This window comes from Streptomyces tendae (assembly GCF_014650435.1).
Taxonomy (GTDB): Bacteria; Actinomycetota; Actinomycetes; order Streptomycetales; family Streptomycetaceae; genus Streptomyces; species Streptomyces tendae.
The window spans coordinates 540,539-558,696 of record NZ_BMUY01000002.1; the positions used below are offsets into that span (position 1 = coordinate 540,539).

Consider the following 18,158-nt stretch of genomic DNA (forward strand, 5'->3'; position numbering starts at 1 on the left):
ATGTATCGAGTCGATACATCAGCACGATAGAACGCCCTTCTGCGTGCGACAAGGGGGGAACTGGTGAACGGGATCACATCACGGTTTCATCGCGAGCAAGTTGCCTGATTTGAGGTGAACTTCGGGCCGCGGGGGTTTTGACGGTGCGTAGTGTGTGCGCCATGCAGACCACCGGGAACCGAGTGACGTCTGGGGGCGTCCCTGTCCCCGGTGCAGTACGGGTGAATGCGGAAGGGGCCGCATCCGTACTTCGGGGGGACCGGAAACCAGCCGCCTTTACCAGGCGCGCAAAGGTGCGCCTGCCCGAGGAGTAGTCGTTCGATGAGCGAGCACCGTCGCAAACCGCCGCAGCCGCAGGGAGGCGGACGTGCCGCGGCCCGACGCGGTCAGTCCGGCTCGTCCTCCGGCCGCCGTGCGGCACCGCGAGGCGCCACAGGGTCGCCGTCCGGCTCTTACGGTCCGGAGAACGAGGAGCGTGCGTACGGCAGCCGCGCCGAGGCCCGGCGCGCGGCACAGCGGAGCGGGGGCGGCCGTCGCAGAGCGGCCGAGCCCGGCCGCGGCCGGCGAGGGGCGCCCGGCGGCTCGGCAGGGCCCGGACGAGGACGCGCCGCAGCGCCCGGCAAGAAGCGCATGATCGACTACCCGCGTCACGACAGGGACGGCTGGCAACGCTGGGTGCCGTCCTGGCGGCTCGTCTCCGGTCTGTGCATCGCGTTCTTCGGCTGCCTCGTGGGTGCGGCCGGTCTCGCGTACGCCATGGTGAGCGTCCCCGTCATCGACGAGAGCGCCACGGCGCAGAACAACGTCTACTACTGGGCCGACAACACCCAGATGGTGGCCACGGGCGGTGACCGCAACCGCCAGAGCGTCGATCTCTCGCAGATCCCGAAGGCGATGCGCAACGCCGTCATCTCGCAGGAGAACAAGACGTTCTATTCCGACAGCGGCATCGACCCCAAGGGCATCGCCCGCGCCGTGTTCAACATGGCCAAGGGCGGTGAGACGCAGGGTGGCTCCACCATCACCCAGCAGTACGTCAAGAACGCGATGCTGAACGACCAGTCGCAGACGATCTCCCGCAAGGTCAAGGAGATCTTCGTCTCGATCAAGGTCGGCACCGACGTCTCCAAGGACGACATCCTCGCGGGCTATCTGAACTCCGCCTACTACGGTCGCGGCGCCTACGGCATCCAGGCGGCGGCACGGGCGTACTTCAACGTCGACGCCGTCGACCTCAACCCGGGACAGTGCGCCTTCCTGTCGGCGGTGCTCAAGGGCGCCACCTACTACGACCCGGCGGGCTCGGTGTCGATCGACCCGACGGGGGCCACGCCGGAGGCCAACAAGAAGCGGGCCCTTTCCCAGATGCAGGACACCCTCGACAAGATGGTGGAGTACGGGCATCTGAGTCAGGCGGAACGGGCCAAGTACCCCGAGCTCCCCACCACGCAGAACCCGCAGTCGAACGCGAAGCTGGGCGGCCAGATCGGCTACCTCGTCAGGCTCGCCAAGTCTTCCGTGCTCAAGAGCGGCAAGGTGACGGAGCAGCAGCTGGAGAAGGGCGGCTACTCCATCTACACGACCTTCGACAAGAAGAAGGTCGACGAGATGGAGAAGGCGGTCCAGAAGGTCTACAAGGAGAAGATCGACCCCAAGAAGCGACCCGAGACGGACACCCACGTCCAGTTCGGCGGGGCGTCCATCGACACCCGGACCGGGGCGATCAAGGCCATCTACGGCGGTGAGGACGCCACCAAGCACTTCACCAACAACGCCGACGTCACCGGTGCCCAGGTTGGTTCGACCTTCAAGCCGTTCGTGCTCTCGGCGGCGATGAAGTGGGGCGTGCGCGACCCGGACCTCGGCCAGGTCCAGGCCCAGGACGAGCGCACCGTCGTCTCCCCGAAGAGCCTCTACAGCGGCGAGAACAACCTCAAGATCAACAACTACGACGGGTCGATCTGGGAGAACGAGAAGGGCGAACAGTGGCGTCAGGAAAATGACGGCCAGGATTCGATCGGTGACCCGCCGGACTACAAGATCGACCTCCGTGAGGCGATGCGGGAGTCGGTGAACTCCGCCTATGTGCAGCTCGGCATGGACGTCGGCCTGGACAAGGTGAAGGAGGCCGCCGTCGACGCGGGGCTTCTGGAGGACAGCCTGACGGGCGCCAGCTTCCCGTCCTTCTCCCTCGGTATCTCGGACCCCAGCGCCATCCGCATGGCGGGCGCGTACGCCACCTTCGCGGAAAGCGGCAAGCAGCGCGAGCCGTATTCCGTCACGAAGGTGACGAACAGGAACGGCACGATCTACACGCACAAGGTCGAGGAGAAGCAGGCATTCACAGCGAAGGTCGCGGACAACGTCACGGACGTCCTGAAGACCGTCGTTGACAAGGGCACGGGCACCAACGCCCAGCTCCCCGGCCGCGAGGTGGCGGGCAAGACCGGTACCACCGACGGCAACAAGTCCGCCTGGTTCGTCGGCTACACCCCGCAGCTGTCGACCGCGATCAGCATGTACCGCTATCCGGACGACGAGACCATCAAGGACCGCACGTTCCTGGAGATGTACGGAACGGGTGGCGAGAAGCAGATCCACGGTGCCTCCTTCCCGTCCACGATCTGGCAGGACTACATGTCGGACGCGGTCAAGGGCATGAAGGTGGAGAAGTTCCCGGAGCCGGAGCCCATCGGCGAGGTCGTCAACGACGAGCCGTCGCCGACCCCGACGCCCTCCCCCTCCCCCTCTGCTTCCGAGACCGAGGAGGTCACCCCGTCGCCGACTCCGTCGCCCAGCGACACGGGGACCAGCCCCTCGCCTTCCGCAACTGAGACGTGCGGCGTCTGGGACTGGAACTGCGACGACGGGAGCAACGCCGGCAACGGCAACGCGGGCACCGGCCCAGGCGGCTCCGAGGGCAGCGAATCGCCATCCCCATCGGCCAGCGAGACGGAGGGAGACGGCGACAACAACGGAAACAGCCGTGGAAACTCCATCTTGGGGCCAAACGGCTAGCTGTTCCCGGAGTCGCCGAGAATGGGTGTTTCACGTGAAACACCCGCAAGTTTCACGTGAAACAGGGGCCGCCGCATCCACGAGGGTGCGGCGGCCCCGGCGTGTTCTCAGCCGTGTACGGCAGGATGTGCCCCATGCCCAGTGCAGAATCGACGCCAGCGAGCGTGCACGAGCCGGACCCGGTGCGGCCGACCAGGGAAGACACGGTCGCCGCAGCCGGCAGCGAGCTGATCGGCGGCCCGCTGGGCCGACGTGCCCTGCTCGGGACGTCCTGGTGGACCCCCGTGCGTGTGATCGCGCTCGTGGCGATCGGCATGTTCGCCCTAGGACTGGTCCAGAAGGCACCTTGCTACAACGGTGCCTGGTTCTTCGGGGCCAGCTCCCAGTACACACACGCGTGCTACTCGGACATCCCGCACCTCTACCAGGGACGCGGGTTCGTCGACGGGCTCGTGCCGTACTTCGACAAGCTCCCCGGCGACATGGAGTACCTGGAGTACCCCGTGCTGACCGGCCTGTTCATGGAGGTCGCGTCCTGGCTCACTCCGGGCAGCGGCACCATCCAGGACCAGGAGCAGTGGTACTGGATGGTCAACGCCGGGATGCTCATGGTCTGTGCGGCCGTCATCGCGGTCTGCGTGACCCGCACGCACACCCGGCGCCCCTGGGACGGTCTGCTGGTCGCCCTGGCCCCCGCCTTCGCGCTGACCGCCACCGTCAACTGGGACCTCCTGGCGGTCGCCCTGACAGCCGCCGCCGTTCTCATGTGGTCCCGGGAGCGCCCGCTGGCCTTCGGTGTACTGCTGGGCCTCGCGACGGCCGCCAAGCTCTATCCCTTCCTGATCCTCGGCCCCCTGCTCGTCCTGTGCTGGCGGGCGGGCAAATGGCGGGCGTTCGGAACAGCACTGGGAGGCGCGGCCGTCGCCTGGCTCGTGGTGAACCTGCCGGTGATGCTCTTCGCCTTTGACGGCTGGTCGAAGTTCTACACGTTCAGCCAGGAACGCGGTGTGGATTTCGGATCGTTCTGGCTGATCCTGGGGCAGAACTCCGACAACCCGCTCAGCACCGAGACCGTCAACACCCTCGCCACACTTCTCATGCTGCTGTGCTGCGGCGCCATCGCGGCACTCACGCTGACCGCACCCCGGCGCCCGCGGTTCGCCCAGCTCGCCTTCCTGATCGTCGCTGCGTTCATCCTCACCAACAAGGTCTACTCACCGCAGTACGTGCTCTGGCTGGTGCCGCTGGCCGCGCTGGCCCGGCCGAAGTGGCGGGACTTCCTGATCTGGCAGGCGTGCGAGGTGGCGTACTTCCTCGGCATCTGGATGTACCTCGCCTACACGACCAGCGGCGACGCCCACAAGGGCCTGCCGACGGACGGCTACCACTGGGCCATCGGCCTGCACCTGCTGGGAACGCTGTTCCTCTGCGCCATGGTGGTGCGCGACATCCTGATGCCGGACCGGGACCCCGTCCGGCGGACGGGCGACGACGATCCCTCGGGCGGAGTGCTGGACGGTGCCCAGGACGTCTTCGTGCTGGGGCCCGCGGCTCGCACCGAGCAGCCCGCGGCCCACTTCGAGGGGCCTGAGGTGCACTGGGGCAAGGGCCGTCAGCCGAACAGTTCGCTCTGAGTGAACGTGCGAAAGGCCGTACACGAGGATCACGAAGACCTCGTGTACGGCCTTCTCACGGTGCGGGTACGGCTGCTCGCTAGCGATCGAGGATGCGGTCGAACTGCGTGGTCGTGTGCCGCAGATGGGCCACCAGCTCGTCACCCACCTTGGGCTCCGTCGCGTCCGAGGGTACGAACAGGATCGACACCTGCATGTGGGGCGGCTCCGCGAACCAGCGCTGCTTGCCGCTCCAGACGAACGGCGAGAGGTTCCGGTTCACCGTGGCGAGGCCGGCCCGGGCGACGCCCTTGGCGCGCGGCATGACGCCGTGCAGCGCCTTCGGGGCCTCCAGCCCCACTCCGTGCGACGTACCGCCCGCCACAACCACCAGGAAGCCGTCCGAGGCCGCCTTCTGCTGCCGGTAGCCGAAACGCTCGCCCTTGGCGACGCGCGTGACGTCCAGGACGGCGCCGCGGTACTCGGTGGCCTCGTGGTCCCCCAGCCACAGCCGGGTGCCGATCCGGGCGCGGAAGCGAGTCTGCGGGAACTGCTGCTGGAGCCGGGCCAGCTCGTCGGCCTTGAGATGACTGACGAACATGGTGTGCAGCGGCAGCCGGGCCGCGCGCAGCCGGTCCATCCAGCCGATGACCTCCTCGACGGCGTCCGAGCCGTCGGTACGGTCCAGCGGCAGGTGGATGGCGAAGCCCTCCAGCCGGACGTTCTCTATGGCGGCGTGCAGCTGCGGCAGGTCCTGCTCGCTGATGCCGTGCCGCTTCATCGAGGACATCACCTCGATGACCACGCGCGCGCCCACCAGGCCGTACACGCCGTCGATGGACGACACCGAGCGCACGACCCGGTCGGGCAGCGGAACGGGTTCCTCGCCGCGCCGGTACGGCGTCAGGACCAGCAGGTCACCGCCGAAGAAGTCCTTGATCCGGGCGGCCTCGTAGGTGGTGCCGACGGCCAGCACGTCCGAGCCCAGCCGCGTCGCCTCCTCCGCCAGCCGCTCGTGACCGAATCCGTAGCCGTTGCCCTTGCAGACCGGGACCAGCCCGGGGAACTGCTCCTGCACGTGCTTGTGGTGCGCCCGCCAGCGCGCGGTGTCGACGTAGAGCGTGAGCGCCATGGCCGGACCTGGGACCTTTCTCGTGGCTGTCAGAGATGCGGATCGGGATGCGCTGTGGGTCAGCGGCGCGACATGTAGATGTCGAGCGCCTTGTGGAGCAGCTTGTTCAGCGGGAAGTCCCACTCGCCGAGGTACTCGGCCGCCTGACCGCCCGTACCCACCTTGAACTGGATCAGGCCGAAGAGGTGGTCGCTCTCGTCCAGCGAGTCGGAGATGCCGCGCAGGTCGTAGACGGTGGCGCCCAGCGCGTAGGAGTCGCGGAGCATGGCCCACTGCATGGCGTTCGAAGGTCGGACCTCGCGGCCGATGTTGTCGGAGGCGCCGTAGGAGTACCAGACGTGCCCGCCGACGACCAGCATGGTCGCCGCAGACAGGTTCACCCCGTTGTGCCGGGCGAAGTACAGCCGCATGCGGTTGGGGTCCTCGTTGTTGAGGGCCGCCCACATGCGCTGGAAGTACGACAGCGGGCGCGGCCGGAAGTGGTCACGCACGGCCGTGATCTCGTACAGGCGCTGCCACTCCTCGAGGTCGTGGTAGCCGCCCTGAACCACCTCGACACCGGCCTTCTCGGCCTTCTTGATGTTGCGGCGCCACAGCTGGTTGAAGTTCTTGTGGACCTCTTCCAGGGAGCGGTTGGCCAACGGCACCTGGAAGACGTAGCGGGGCTGCACGTCACCGAAGCCGGCGCCGCCGTCCTCGCCCTGCTGCCAGCCCATGCGGCGCAGCTTGTCGGCCACTTCGAACGCGCGCGGCTCGATGTGGTCCGCCTCTATGTCCCGCAGTCGCTTGACGTCGGGGTCCTGGATGCCCTTCTTGATCGATGTCGCGTCCCAGCGCCGGATGATCACCGGCGGGCCCATCTTCACGGAGAAGGCGCCCTGCTGCTTGAGGTGCGCCAGCATCGGCTCCATCCAGTCCTGGAGGTTCGGCGCGAACCAGTTGATGACCGGACCCTCGGGGAGGTAGGCGAGGTAGCGCTTGATCTTGGGCAGCTGCCGGTAGAGGACGAGGCCCACGCCGACCAGCTCACCGGTCCGGTCGTCGAACCAGCCGAGGTTCTCCGAGCGCCATTCCGCCTTGACGTCCGCCCATGCCGGGACCTGCATGTGACTCGCCGCCGGCAGGCTCTGGATGTACGCCAGATGCTGCTCGCGACTGATGGTCCTCAGGGTCAGGCTCATTCGGGGCGCTCCTCGGGCTGGTGTGTCCCCATGGGTACAGGGGCTCCGGCTCTCGCGCGAAGCCTACTGCGCCCTGTGAGCGCCCCGTCCGGCGTACGGCCGGAAGGGCTTGGCCGGCGGGCGTCCCGCCGACATGGATCAGCCGACGAGCCCGCCGTGGTAGATGCCGAAGAACAGACCGAGTGCGGAGGCGCCGAGCCCCAGGACCAGGCCGAAGCGCTCCCGTGTCGTCTCCGACACGTACTGACCGTATCCGCCGGTCAGGACACCGAGCAGCCCCGCCCAGGAGGTCAGGACGTGCAGCCCGCGGAAGCTCGCGGTGGCCAGGGCGAGCACACCCAGCACCACGGTCACGGCCAGGAGCGCGTCCTGGAGGGGGTGTCGCTTGCCGTCGGTGGCCAGCAGGCCGGTCCGGGGCTTGGCGGGTCGCATGATCTGTGCCATGGAGAACCTCCTGCCGAAGGCAGTGTGTTTTAGCCCTCACATCCCTGACTACCGATTGTGTCCCCTCGGGGCCGGATTTCAACCGCAAGGCGACGGCCGGGTACGCTGTACCTTCCGCACCGGTGTCTGTTGCCGGCCACGGCCGGGCCGCCTCCTCGGAGGAGGCCCGATTGTCAGTGGGTCCTGGTTTACTCATTGATGCCGGTGCGAACGCATCGCAACCCTCCTGCCACGGAACGACCGTGGCCGCTGAGTCCAAAGGAGGTGGGTTCCACATGCGTCACTACGAGGTGATGGTCATCCTCGACCCCGATCTCGAGGAGCGCTCTGTCTCCCCGCTGATCGAGAACTTCCTCTCTGTCGTCCGTGACGGCGGCGGAAAGGTCGAGAAGGTCGACACCTGGGGCCGTCGTCGTCTCTCGTACGAGATCAAGAAGAAGCCCGAGGGCATCTACTCGGTCATCGACCTGCAGGCCGAGCCTGCGGTCGTCAAGGAGCTCGACCGCCAGATGAACCTGAACGAGTCGGTCCTCCGGACCAAGGTCCTCCGTCCCGAGATGCACTGAGCCTTCCCGCTCAGCTGATCCCGGGATTCGAGTAGCAGCAACCAAGCAGCCAGAGCAAACCCGCCGAGAGGTTCCCCATGGCAGGCGAGACCGTCATCACGGTCGTCGGCAATCTTGTCGACGACCCCGAGCTGCGCTTCACCCCGTCCGGTGCGGCCGTCGCGAAGTTCCGCGTCGCGTCGACCCCCCGCACCTTCGACCGCCAGACGAACGAGTGGAAGGACGGCGAGAGCCTGTTCCTGACCTGCTCGGTCTGGCGTCAGGCGGCGGAGAACGTCGCCGAGTCGCTCCAGCGAGGCATGCGCGTCATCGTGCAGGGCCGGCTGAAGCAGCGGTCCTACGAGGACCGTGAGGGCGTCAAGCGCACGGTCTACGAGCTGGACGTCGACGAGGTCGGCGCCAGCCTGCGCAGCGCCACGGCCAAGGTCACCAAGACCTCGGGCCAGGGCCGCGGCGGCCAGGGCGGTTACGGCGGCGGTGGCGGCCAGGGTGGCGGCGGCTGGGGCGGCGGCCCCGGTGGCGGTCAGCAGGGCGGCGGCGCACCGGCCGACGACCCCTGGGCGACCGGTGGTGCTCCCGCCGGTGGCCAGCAGGGTGGTGGCGGCCAGGGTGGCGGCGGCTGGGGCGGTGGCTCCGGCGGCGGTGGCGGCTACTCGGACGAGCCCCCCTTCTAAGGGGACGGGCTCTACCCACACTTCTTGATCACACAGGAGAAACATCATGGCTAAGCCGCCTGTGCGCAAGCCGAAGAAGAAGGTCTGCGCATTCTGCAAGGACAAGGTCACGTACGTGGACTACAAGGACACGAACATGCTGCGGAAGTTCATTTCCGACCGCGGCAAGATCCGTGCCCGCCGCGTGACAGGCAACTGCACCCAGCACCAGCGTGACGTCGCCACGGCCGTGAAGAACAGCCGTGAGATGGCGCTGCTGCCCTACACCTCCACCGCGCGATAAGGGAAGGGTGACCGAAACATGAAGATCATCCTCACCCACGAGGTCTCCGGCCTCGGTGCCGCGGGCGACGTCGTCGACGTCAAGGACGGTTACGCTCGCAACTACCTGATCCCGCGGAAGTTCGCGATCCGCTGGACCAAGGGTGGCGAGAAGGACGTCGAGCAGATCCGTCGCGCTCGCAAGATCCACGAGATCCAGACCATCGAGCAGGCCAACCAGGTGAAGGCCCAGCTCGAGGGTGTGAAGGTCCGTCTGGCCGTCCGCTCCGGCGACGCCGGTCGTCTCTTCGGTTCCGTCACTCCGGCCGACGTCGCTTCGGCGATCAAGGCCGCCGGTGGCCCCGAGGTCGACAAGCGCCGCATCGAGCTGGGCTCGCCGATCAAGACCCTGGGCGCCCACGAGACGTCCGTGCGTCTGCACCCCGAGGTTGACGCCAAGGTCAGCATCGAGGTCGTCGCTGCCTGAGCACTGCTCTCGCTGAAGCGATGAGAAGGGCCGCACTTCCCGTCAGGGGATGCGGCCCTTCTTTCGTGGGGCTGGGGGGTGGGTGTGGGCGTAGCTGTGGCCATGTTTCACGTGAAACGTCGCGTTTCGCCGTTCTACCGTTTCACGTGAAACGGTCAGCGCGTCGCACCGGTGACGATCCAGCGTCCTGATCGGGTGCGCAGCCACAGCGTCACCAGGCGCATCGCCATCATCAGCGTCATGGCCGCCCACAGGGCGGTGAGCCCGCCGCCGAACGTCGGGACGAGAAGTGCCGCGGGAGTGAAGACCGCCAGGGTCAGCAGCATGGCCCAGGCGAGGTAGGGACCGTCGCCGGCACCCATGAGGACACCGTCCAGCACGTAGACCACGCCGCAGATCGGCTGTGCGACGGCCACGATCACCAGCGCGGGCAAGGCGGCGTCCCTGACCGTGGAGTCACCGGTGAACAGCGGCAGGAACGCCGGACGGGACAGCACCACGAGCAGACCCAGTACGACGCCGACGGCGACACCCCACTCCACCATCCTGCGGCAGGCGTCGCGCGCTCCCTGGGCATCGTCCGCGCCCAGATAGCGGCCGATGATGGCCTGCCCGGCGATGGCGATGGCGTCGAGAGCGAAGGCGAGCAGACTCCACAGGGACAGGACGATCTGATGCGCGGCGATGTCGGCGTCGCCGAGGCGGGCCGCCACGGCCGTCGCGATCATGAGAATCGCCCGCAAGGACAGCGTGCGCACGAGCAGGGGCATCCCGGCCTGAGCCGAAGCCCTGATCCCGGCCAGGTCCGGGCGCAGGGAGGCGCCGTGTCGCCGGGCTCCGCGGATGACCACCCACAGGTAGACCGCGGCCATGCCGCACTGAGCGATGACGGTGCCCCAGGCGGAGCCCGCGATGCCGAGTCCGGCGCCGTAGACCAGCACGACATTGAGGATGGCATTGGCGATGAAGCCGGCGACGGCCACGTAGAGCGGGGTCCGGGTGTTCTGCAGCCCCCTCAGTACACCGGTCGAGGCGAGCACCACGAGCATGGCGGGGATGCCGAGGGCGGAGATCCGCAGATAGGTCGTGGCATAGGGGGCCGCGGTGTCGGAGGCGCCGAAGAGTTCCACGAGCGAGGGAGCGGTGGGCAGGACAACCACTATGACGGCGGCGCCGAGCAGCAGTGCGAGCCAGACGCCGTCCATCCCCTGGCGGATCGCTGCTTGCAGGTCGCCCGCGCCGACGCGACGGGAGACGGCCGCGGTGGTCGCGTAGGCGAGGAAGACGAAGACGCTGACGGCTGTGGTGAGCAGGGCCGAGGCGATGCCGAGTCCGGCGAGCTGAGCGGTTCCGAGATGGCCGACGATGGCACTGTCGGCCATGACGAAGAGAGGCTCGGCGACGAGTGCGCCGAAGGCCGGGACTGCCAGCGCGACGATCTCTCGGTCGTGCCGGCGCCGGTCGGTTCGGGTACGCACGGGGGCCTGTGTCATGAGCACTAATCTAATCGTCCACAGGTAAGAGATGCAAAGCTTTCGTGACCCTTACCTCTGCTCTCGCCCCGTGCACTTCTGGGCACGGTTCGAAAGGATCTTGGTCCGACTGGGGAAGTTTTTCTTCTGCACAGGCGGTGGACGGTAAAGGTGCAGTTCAGGAGCGCTTCCCGGGTAGGGGTGCGGGCTTGTTCACAGGGCTGTCCACCGGGTCGTGCACAGGTTTGGCGGAGTTCTCCACAGCATCTGGCCAGTCGTCCACATGGCCTGTGGATAACCAGATTGGCTGACGGTGCCCGCGGGCCTACGGTTATCCGGCGCCCGCTCCGTCCGTCGGCCGGTGAACCGTCACAAAACCGACGCGCCAGAACCGGAGTTGGGCGTCTTATTTGTCAGTGCCGTGCCGTAGAAATGAGGGGCACGGCGAGGTCCGCTCGGCGGACGGGAGGAGGTGGCTCGGTGAGCATTTCCGAGCCCTTGGACGACCCGTGGGCCGACAGCGGTCCCAGTGATCGTCTGCCCGCTTCCCGCCGTCGCGGTGAGGGTGGCCGCAGCCGGGACGAGCAGCACGAGCGGGGCTCGGACGGCGGGTGGGACGGCGGGGGCACGGCGTTCGAGCGAGTGCCGCCGCAGGACCTGGACGCCGAGCAGTCCGTCCTGGGCGGAATGCTCCTGTCCAAGGACGCCATCGCCGATGTCGTCGAGATCCTCAAGGGCCACGACTTCTACAAGCCGGCCCACGAGACGGTCTACCAGACCATCCTCGACGTCTACGCCAAGGGCGAGCCGGCCGACCCCATCACGATCGCCGCCGAACTCACCAAGCGCGGCGAGATCAACAAGGTCGGCGGCGCCTCCTATCTGCACACCCTCGTTCAGACCGTGCCGACGGCCGCGAACGCCGCGTACTACGCGGAGATCGTGCACGAGCGGGCGGTCCTGCGCCGCCTGGTGGAGGCCGGCACCCGCATCACCCAGATGGGATACGCGGCCGACGACGACGTCGACGAGATCGTCAACCGCGCCCAGGCCGAGATCTACGCCGTCACCGAGCAGCGCACCAGTGAGGACTACCTGCCGCTCGGCGACATCATGGAGGGCGCGCTCGACGAGATCGAGGCGATCGGGTCGCGCAGCGGCGAGATGACCGGTGTGCCGACGGGTTTCACGGACTTCGACTCACTGACCAACGGGCTGCACCCCGGTCAGATGGTCGTCATCGCCGCCCGTCCCGCGATGGGCAAGTCGACCCTCGCACTGGACTTCGCGCGAGCCGCCTCCATCAAGAACAACCTGCCGAGCGTCATCTTCTCCCTCGAAATGGGACGCAACGAGATCGCGATGCGACTGCTGTCCGCCGAGGCCCGCGTCGCGCTGCACCACATGCGGTCGGGCACGATGACGGACGACGACTGGACCCGGCTCGCACGCCGGATGCCCGACGTGTCGGCCGCGCCGCTCTACATCGACGACTCCCCGAATCTGTCGATGATGGAGATCCGCGCCAAGTGCCGTCGCCTCAAACAGCGCAACGACCTCAAGCTGGTAGTCATCGACTACCTCCAGCTGATGCAGTCCGGCGGTTCGAAGCGTGCCGAGAGCCGCCAGCAGGAGGTCTCCGACATGTCCCGAAACCTCAAGCTCCTGGCGAAGGAGCTGGAGATCCCGGTGATCGCGCTCTCCCAGCTGAACCGCGGTCCCGAGCAGCGCACCGACAAGAAGCCCATGGTGTCCGACCTGCGTGAGTCCGGCTCCATCGAGCAGGACGCGGACATGGTCATCCTGCTGCACCGTGAGGACGCCTACGAGAAGGAATCCCCGCGCGCGGGTGAGGCGGACCTGATCGTGGCCAAGCACCGCAACGGCCCGACAGCGACCATCACGGTCGCGTTCCAGGGCCACTACTCGCGCTTCGTGGACATGGCACAGACCTGACCGACGGCCAGGTGGGTTCACTCCCTGGCCGGAGACGGGGCCCGGGGGAAATCGGCTCGACGTGCGGTGTGCGGACCGGTGGACTGGACCCATGACGACACCTCAGGAAGAGTTGCTCCCCACCACCTGCCGGGCGCTGACGCACCGGATCGCCGTGGCCCAGGCCGAAGGGCGTACGCCGTCACTCGTCGCGGCGGTGGTCCGGGGCGGGCGGACCGTGTGGCACGGTGCGCGGACCTCGGTCGACGGGCACGGTCCGGACGAGAACGTGCAGTACCGGATCGGCTCGATCACCAAGACCTTCACCGCCGTCCTGGTCCTTCGGCTGCGCGACGAGGGCATGCTCGACCTGGGGGACCCGCTGGAGAAGCATCTGCCGGGCACCGGTGTGGGGGAGGCCACGATCGCCGAGTTGCTCGCGCACTCGGGCGGGCTGGCCGCCGAGTCACCGGCGCCCTGGTGGGAGCGGACGCCGGGTTCGCTGCGCCCCGAGCTCGCCGATGTACTGGGCGAACAGCCGCTCCTGCACCCGGTGGGCCGCCGCCACCACTACTCCAACCCCGGTTACACCGTGCTCGGAGCGCTGGTCGAGAAGGTGCGCGGCGCTTCGTGGGAGGAAGTGCTGCAGCGGGAGGTGCTGGACCCGCTGGGCCTGGAGCGTACGGCGACCCGGCCCAGTGCCCCGCATGCCGGTGGCTGGGCGGTGCATCCCTGGGCCGATGTGATGCTGGCGGAGCCCACCGAGGACCTCGGGCGGATGGCCCCGGCCGGCCAGCTCTGGTCCACCACCGGGGACCTGGCGCGGTTCGCCGTCTTTCTGACGCAGGGGGACGACAAGGTGCTGGGGGCGGAGACCGTGCGGGAGATGCGGGCGCCCGCCGCACCGGCCGAGGCCACGGACGTCGTGGACGGCGCTGCGTACGGACTGGGGCTGCAGCTCCAGCACCGCGACGGTCGGCTGCTCGTGGGGCACTCCGGCTCCCTGCCGGGCTTCCTGGCCAATCTCACCATCGGCGTGGAGGACGACGTGGCCGCGGTCGTCCTGACCAACTGCACCTCCGGGCCCTTGCTCGCCGGGGTCGGGTCCGACCTCGTGCGCATCGTCGCCGAGGCCGAACCCCGGATCCCCGAACCGTGGCGGCCGCTGCGCGAGGTCGATGCCGCCGTTCTGGAGCTGGCGGGGCAGTGGTACTGGGGCACGCACGCCTTTGCCCTGCGGCTGACGCCCGACGGAGGGGTCTCCTTGGGGCCGCTGTCGGGTCAGGGGCGCCGCTCGCGTTTCCGGGCGAACGGTGACGGCAGCTGGACGGGACTCGAGGGGTACTACGCGGGTGAGTCGTTGCGAGCGGTGCGGCGCCCGGACGGAACCGTGAGCCACCTGGACCTCGGGTCGTTCGTCTTCACGCGACAGCCGTACGACGAGGGTGCCGTTGTCCCGGGCGGAGTGGACCCGCAGGGGTGGCAGGGGATCGGCTAGGAGTCGTCGGCATGGAAGCGGCCCTGTTTCACGTGAAACAGGGCCGCGCGCTGTCGAGTATGTGTGAGGGGAGCCGCGTACTCAGAGCTGGAGTTTGAAGCCTGTGTGCGAGGCCGTGAAGCCGAGACGCTCGTAGAAGCGGTGGGCGTCGGTACGGGTCTTGTCGGAGGTGAGCTGCACCAGGCTGCAGTCCTGCCGTCGGGACTCGTCGATCGCCCACTCGATCAGCTGGGTGCCCAGTCCGCTGCCGCGTTCGTCGCCATGGATGCGTACGCCTTCGATGATCGAACGAGTGGCGCCGCGGCGGGACAGTCCCGGGACGATCGTCAGCTGGAGCGTGCCGACGACACGGCCGTCACGGACGGCCACCACAAGATGCTGGTTCGGGTCTGTCGTGATTCGTTCGAACGCTGCCAGGTACGGCCCCAGGTCGTCCGGTGATTCGCGCTGTGCGCCCAGTGGGTCGTCGGCCAGCATCGCGACGACCGCCGGGACGTCCTCGGCGGTGGCGGGGCGTATGTCGAGATCTCCCATGCCCGCACTCTAGAACCGGACAGGCCCTACGCCGGTACCGGTGCCTTCAGGGTCTCCACCGCCCGGACCAGCGGGGCCAGGTCGGGGTTCGTGGCTGCCTCGTCGAGGGCCTCGCGCAGGGCGGCGTCATTGGTGGGTCGTGCCTCGTCCAGCAGTTGCAGGCCCGTCGCGGTGACGTTGGTGTAGATGCCGCGCCGGTCGGTGGGGCACAGGTAGCGCTCGAGCAGGCCACGGTCCTCGAGCCGGGTGACCAGCCGGGTGGTCGCGCTCTGACTGAGGACGACGGCGTCGGCGACCTGCTTCATCTGCAGATGTCCTCCGTCGCCGTCGTGCTGTCGGCTGAGGACGTCGAGCAGGGAGTACTCACGGACGCTCAGATCGTGCCCGGTCTGCAGAGCGCGCTCGATGTGCGCCTCGATCCTCCCGTGCAGCAGGGAGAGCGCGCACCAGCCCTGGGAGAGGGCGATGAGCGCGGGGTCCGTCGCTGTCATGTGGTTCCTCCGTCCAGGAGCGGCTGAGACCAGGGTAGACCAGCAACGCAATTGTCGGCGTTTGCGGATAGCCCGCGTATGCAACTATTGTGGGCGAACGTAAAGCGCTCCTGCAATCACCTGGAAGGTGTACCCCTCCATGCCTCTCGCGCTTCTGGCCCTCGCGATCGGGGCCTTCGGGATCGGAACGACAGAGTTCGTGATCATGGGCTTGCTGCCCGAGGTCGCGAGCGACTACAGGGTCTCCATCCCCACCGCCGGCTACCTGGTGACCGGCTACGCGCTCGGCGTGATGTTCGGCGCCCCGCTGATGACCGTGCTCGGCACCAAGGTTCCGCGCAAGCGGATGCTGATGCTGCTGATGGGCCTGTTCATCGTCGGCAACCTGCTGTCCGCCCTCGCCCCCGCCTTCTCCGTCATGCTGATCGGCCGCGTGGTCGCCTCGCTCGCCCACGGCGCCTTCTTCGGCATCGGGTCGGTCGTCGCGGCCGGTCTGGTCGCCCCGCACAAGAAGGCCGGTGCCATCGCGATGATGTTCACCGGCCTGACCGTCGCCAATGTCGTCGGCGTCCCGCTGGGCACGCTGATCGGGCAGTCCGTCGGCTGGCGCGTCACCTTCGCCGTCGTCGCCGCGCTCGGAGTCGTCGGCCTGGCCGGAGTCGCCAAGCTGGTCCCCGACGTGCCCAGGGCCGAGGGAGTGCGGCTGCGCCACGAAATGGCCGCGTTCAAGAACGTGCAGGTCCTGCTCGCGATGGCCATGACCGTCCTCGGTTTCGGCGGGGTCTTCGCGGCCATCACCTACATCGCGCCGATGATGACCCATGTCGCGGGCTTCGCCGACGGCTCGGTCACCTGGCTGCTGGTCCTCTTCGGCCTCGGCATGGTGGGTGGCAATCTCGTCGGGGGCCGGTTCGCCGACCGCGCCCTGATGCCCATGCTGTACATCTCCCTGGGCGCACTGTCCGTCGTGCTCGCCCTCTTCACCCTCACCGCGCACGACAAGATCGCGTCCGCCGTGACCGTCGTCCTGATCGGGGCCCTGGGCTTCGCCACCGTCCCGCCGCTGCAGAAGCGCGTCCTGGACCACGCCCACGGTGCCCCGACGCTGGCCTCGGCGGTGAACATCGGCGCCTTCAACCTCGGCAACGCGCTCTCCGCCTGGCTCGGCGGCGTCGTCATCGCGGCCGGCTTCGGATACACCGCCCCCAACTGGGTCGGCGCCGTGCTCGCCGCATCCGCTCTGGTCCTCGCGGTCCTCTCGGCCGCCCTGGAACGGCGCGGCAGTGCTCCCGGCACAGTCGTCGCGGGTTCCGTACCCGCCGAGCAGCGGGCCGCCGTCCACCACTGAACGACCCACCCAGGGCCGCGCAGTGCGGGGCCAGGGCCGTCCCCGCGCTCCGCGGCCACCATCGCCTCGTCGACCGCCGAGGCACCGCACCACCCAGCACAATCAAGGAGAAAGACCCATGAGCACCACCGCTGTCGCCCCGCTGACGATCCAGGACGCCGAAGAGCTCGTCACCGCGGCCCACCGCGCCGCCGAGGCCGCCGGCGTCACCGTCAGCGTCACGGTCCTCGACGCCGGGGGCCACCTGCTCGCCTTCCGGCGCGACGACCGCGCCGTGCTGATCTCCGGAGAGACCAGCACGCGCAAGGCATACACGGCGCTCCAGCTGAACGCTCCCACCGCTGACCTCGTGGACGCCGTGCAGCCCGGGGGCCTCTTCCACACCCTGCCCACCGCGCTCGACAGGCCGCTGCTGTTCATCGCGGGCGGTGTGCCCGTGCACCGGGAGGGCCGGCTGATCGGCGCGATCGGCGTGGGCGGCGGCGCACCCGAGCAGGACCACGGGTTCGCCTCGGCCGCCGTACGAGTGCTCGCCTGACTCGGGGTCGGCCACCGACGGGGCGGCCGTCCCGGGGTCAGCCCGCCGCCACCGTCAGCGGTGCGAACCGCCGGGTCCAGTCCCCGGGCAGCTCGGTGATCCCGTAGGTCATGACCGCGTTTGGGGCGACCCGGGAGAGGCCGCGCTCGTTCACCCAGGCCAGCAGCTCCTCGTGCCGTACGTCGATGTCCGTGCGCAGCGGTCGGTCGGTGCGGGCGGCGAGCGAGCAGATCAGGGCCTTGGCCGTCTCGGTGTCGCGGGCGATCAGCGGGCCCACGACGTGGGTGTCCATGTTCGGCCAGGCCGCCGCGTACCCGGTGATCCGGCCGTCCTCCTCGGCGACGCGCAGCTGGTCGGCGAAGGCGGGCAGCCGGGTGACGATGTGGGTGCGGTCCTCGCCGAACACCTCCCCGTCGAGCCGGAGGATCGTGGGCAGGTCCTCGGCCGTGGCCGCACGAGTGGCCGTCCTCGGCTCCGGCCCGCCCGGCACGAAGCGGCCGCGCACCATCTCCGCCCCGCCCGTCACCTTGAAACCCAGCTCCTCGTAGAGCGGCCGGCCGTAGGGCGTCGCGTGCAGGGTCAGCGGAACGGTGCCCAGGCCGGAGACGACGTGGCGCATCAGACGGCGTCCGACGCCCTGGCGGGAGTGCCGCTCGGCGACCAGCACCATGCCGATGCCGGCGAGCGCGGGGCGCTCCTGCGGTCCGTACTCGGTGACGGTGCAGGCGGCGACGAGACCGCCGCCGGGGTCGTCGATGCCGTACCCCTTTCCGGCGGTGAGGAGGAATCCCCACTTGTGCTCCTCGCGCGGCCACCCCCGGTCCTCGGACAGGTCGGCGCAGGCGGTGAGATCGCGGAGCGTCAGACGGCGGATCGGAGCAGAGGCGAGGAAAGGTGTCGGCACGCAGGTCAGGCTGTCCGACAGTGGCCGTCCGCGTCCACCTCTTTCCGGTGGAATCTGCGGGC

General features: G+C 68.6%; 17 protein-coding genes. 10 read left to right on the forward strand and 7 right to left on the reverse strand.

The genetic code is table 11. The features are described 5' to 3' along the window. The first annotated feature begins 630 nt into the window (after positions 1-630). Together IE258_RS07415 and IE258_RS07420 are read left to right on the forward strand one after the other, a co-directional pair. Positions 631-3,018, forward strand: a complete 2,388-nt coding sequence (locus tag IE258_RS07415; protein WP_189740466.1) for a transglycosylase domain-containing protein — start codon at positions 631-633, stop codon at positions 3,016-3,018. 134 nt (positions 3,019-3,152) lie between these two features. Next, entirely contained in the window at positions 3,153-4,652 is a 1,500-nt protein-coding gene (locus IE258_RS07420; RefSeq protein ID WP_189740470.1) for a glycosyltransferase family 87 protein, read from the forward strand. Between the two features lie 79 nt (positions 4,653-4,731). Here IE258_RS07420 and IE258_RS07425 read toward each other — a convergent pair whose 3' ends face one another. From IE258_RS07425 to IE258_RS07435, 3 genes are all read right to left on the reverse strand, one after another. Continuing rightward, complete coding sequence (locus tag IE258_RS07425; protein ID WP_061443657.1) at positions 4,732-5,763, reverse strand: alanine racemase; 1,032 nt, start codon at positions 5,761-5,763, stop codon at positions 4,732-4,734. Between the two features lie 59 nt (positions 5,764-5,822). Continuing rightward, positions 5,823-6,944, reverse strand: a complete 1,122-nt coding sequence (femX, locus tag IE258_RS07430) for a peptidoglycan bridge formation glycyltransferase FemX (protein WP_003975027.1) — start codon at positions 6,942-6,944, stop codon at positions 5,823-5,825. Positions 6,945-7,082: 138 nt separating this feature from the next. Then, the gene (locus IE258_RS07435) at positions 7,083-7,388 is read right to left on the reverse strand and encodes a hypothetical protein (RefSeq protein WP_127891980.1); all 306 of its coding nucleotides are present in this window, start codon (positions 7,386-7,388) and stop codon (positions 7,083-7,085) included. A 275-nt stretch (positions 7,389-7,663) separates the two neighbouring features. Here IE258_RS07435 and rpsF point away from each other — a divergent pair, with 275 nt between their 5' ends. From rpsF to rplI, 4 genes are all read left to right on the forward strand, one after another. After that, positions 7,664-7,954, forward strand: a complete 291-nt coding sequence (rpsF, locus tag IE258_RS07440) for a 30S ribosomal protein S6 (protein WP_003975025.1) — start codon at positions 7,664-7,666, stop codon at positions 7,952-7,954. A gap of 77 nt (positions 7,955-8,031) precedes the next feature. Then, positions 8,032-8,628 (forward strand): single-stranded DNA-binding protein, encoded by a 597-nt coding sequence (locus IE258_RS07445; RefSeq protein WP_109029143.1) that lies wholly within the window; start codon positions 8,032-8,034, stop codon positions 8,626-8,628. A gap of 46 nt (positions 8,629-8,674) precedes the next feature. Further along, positions 8,675-8,911 carry a 30S ribosomal protein S18 gene (gene rpsR / locus IE258_RS07450; RefSeq protein WP_003949403.1) on the forward strand — a complete coding sequence of 79 codons (237 nt, stop codon included), beginning with the start codon at positions 8,675-8,677 and terminating at the stop codon, positions 8,909-8,911. An 18-nt stretch (positions 8,912-8,929) separates the two neighbouring features. After that, positions 8,930-9,376, forward strand: coding sequence for a 50S ribosomal protein L9 (rplI, locus tag IE258_RS07455; protein ID WP_003975023.1), 447 nt, complete (start codon positions 8,930-8,932; stop codon positions 9,374-9,376). 155 nt (positions 9,377-9,531) lie between these two features. Here rplI and IE258_RS07460 read toward each other — a convergent pair whose 3' ends face one another. After that, positions 9,532-10,869 (reverse strand): MATE family efflux transporter, encoded by a 1,338-nt coding sequence (locus IE258_RS07460; protein WP_189740472.1) that lies wholly within the window; start codon positions 10,867-10,869, stop codon positions 9,532-9,534. A 459-nt stretch (positions 10,870-11,328) separates the two neighbouring features. Here IE258_RS07460 and dnaB point away from each other — a divergent pair, with 459 nt between their 5' ends. Then, positions 11,329-12,804: a replicative DNA helicase gene (gene dnaB / locus IE258_RS07465; protein WP_189740475.1), complete on the forward strand. Its 1,476-nt coding sequence runs from the start codon at positions 11,329-11,331 to the stop codon at positions 12,802-12,804. 91 nt (positions 12,805-12,895) lie between these two features. After that, the gene (locus IE258_RS07470; RefSeq protein ID WP_189740478.1) at positions 12,896-14,281 is read left to right on the forward strand and encodes a serine hydrolase domain-containing protein; all 1,386 of its coding nucleotides are present in this window, start codon (positions 12,896-12,898) and stop codon (positions 14,279-14,281) included. 81 nt (positions 14,282-14,362) lie between these two features. Here IE258_RS07470 and IE258_RS07475 read toward each other — a convergent pair whose 3' ends face one another. Both IE258_RS07475 and IE258_RS07480 read right to left on the reverse strand, forming a co-directional pair. Then, positions 14,363-14,815, reverse strand: a complete 453-nt coding sequence (locus IE258_RS07475; RefSeq protein ID WP_189740481.1) for a GNAT family N-acetyltransferase — start codon at positions 14,813-14,815, stop codon at positions 14,363-14,365. Between the two features lie 26 nt (positions 14,816-14,841). After that, on the reverse strand, positions 14,842-15,306 hold the full coding sequence (locus tag IE258_RS07480; RefSeq protein WP_159324920.1) for a MarR family winged helix-turn-helix transcriptional regulator: 465 nt from the start codon (positions 15,304-15,306) through the stop codon (positions 14,842-14,844). A gap of 139 nt (positions 15,307-15,445) precedes the next feature. Here IE258_RS07480 and IE258_RS07485 point away from each other — a divergent pair, with 139 nt between their 5' ends. Together IE258_RS07485 and IE258_RS07490 are read left to right on the forward strand one after the other, a co-directional pair. Next, complete coding sequence (locus IE258_RS07485) at positions 15,446-16,654, forward strand: MFS transporter (protein ID WP_189740484.1); 1,209 nt, start codon at positions 15,446-15,448, stop codon at positions 16,652-16,654. Between the two features lie 118 nt (positions 16,655-16,772). Next, positions 16,773-17,192, forward strand: coding sequence for a GlcG/HbpS family heme-binding protein (locus IE258_RS07490; protein ID WP_159324918.1), 420 nt, complete (start codon positions 16,773-16,775; stop codon positions 17,190-17,192). Between the two features lie 37 nt (positions 17,193-17,229). Here the strand turns inward: IE258_RS07490 and IE258_RS07495 are convergent, their stop codons facing one another. Next, the gene (locus tag IE258_RS07495) at positions 17,230-18,096 is read right to left on the reverse strand and encodes a GNAT family N-acetyltransferase (RefSeq protein ID WP_189740489.1); all 867 of its coding nucleotides are present in this window, start codon (positions 18,094-18,096) and stop codon (positions 17,230-17,232) included. Between the last annotated feature and the right edge of the window lie 62 nt (positions 18,097-18,158).